Consider the following 1,206-nt stretch of genomic DNA (forward strand, 5'->3'; position numbering starts at 1 on the left):
CCTGTTGAAGAATTTGATCCAAAAGTTACTGTTACAACAATTAAGATACCCAGTAAGCTAACCGCTAATTTTTTCATTTTAATGCTCCTTTTTTAAAGTTTTTTTCACTGGCTTTACTAGCTTCATAAAAGTAATAGCTGGCTTTTTTATGATTATTTTCTTTGTAAAATTGGGTTGCTAGCTTTTCGGTATATTCATTTATATACTCATATAGTTCTTCGTGTTCAAAATAGGAAATTCCTTCTAAAACAGTTTTTTCTATATCAGTAGCACAACTATTTAGATTCATTTTTTCTAAAATCTTAAAGTGATGTATATAGCCTTCAATTCCCAATTGAGTAGAAAGCTGCAGGCCTTTTTTTATTAATTCTTGAGCAATTTGATGTTCTCCTAATTTATAATATTCCCTAGCTTCAATAAAAACAGCTTTATAATCGCTAGGTAGCTTCTGATTAACTTCAGATAAATAACGTAATGCTACCTCGGATAAATTCTGTGTAGCATACATAAATCCTAGATTGTGACGAACAATCAAAATATTGTATTCTAAATTTTCTTTTTGGAATGTATTCATGGCCGAGATAAAGTGTTCCTCAGCTAATTCCCACTCCTTTAAATGAGTACAGGCTAATCCATATAGGTTATTACAGAAGGCAACTTTCAATTCATACCCAGGATGTTTTGAAAATATATCTTTCGCCTTCATTACATGATTAATACATAAAATCGATTTATGCGTATGACAATAGAAAATGGCCAACTCATAATGGAATTCAGCATGTTCAATCTCATCAGGAATTGTTTCTAATAGGTATTCAGCTTTATCGTAATGTATTTTTGCAAGGCTATGATTGCCGGTAACATTGGAATGAATGGCTTTAAAGAAGTGATAATAGTATGAAAGGAAATCGTCTGTAGGAGTTTTGTAAGCATCACTTTGTTTAAAGCTATCTTTAGAAATACTTAAGCTATCAATTAAATATTGATGTCTAAAATCTAGTAGTGAGTAGTATAATAATATCGTTTGATTTTCTTCTATATTATGGATTCTGTTTTCAATTTCTTGTTTAAGTAATTGAGCGGCGTCTACATGCCTAGCCCTAATTTCTTGATACCATTCATTTAATAAATGAGTTATTTGCTCGTTCCCCTGTATATGAACATTCATTGTTCAATTTCATCCTCTCCAAAGATATTATTCAGCAA

Annotated in this window: 1 protein-coding gene; it reads right to left on the bottom strand. The window is 30.8% G+C overall.

Going from position 1 to position 1,206, the window contains the following annotated elements:
* Positions 1-73 precede the first annotated feature (73 nt).
* A complete protein-coding gene (locus ACQGSG_RS29040; RefSeq protein ID WP_426948759.1) occupies positions 74-1,168 on the bottom strand; it encodes a tetratricopeptide repeat protein in 1,095 nt (364 codons plus the stop codon).
* Positions 1,169-1,206: the final 38 nt, after the last annotated feature.

This window comes from Bacillus sp. GMa5/1, from assembly GCF_050172015.1.
In the GTDB taxonomy this organism is placed as follows: Bacteria; Bacillota; Bacilli; order Bacillales; family Bacillaceae_G; genus Bacillus_A; species Bacillus_A cereus.

Excerpts from the sequence above, each read along its gene's own strand:
- ACQGSG_RS29040 (WP_426948759.1), bottom strand. The coding sequence starts at position 1,168 with ATGAATGTTCATATACAGGGGAACGAGCAAATAACTCATTTATTAAAT.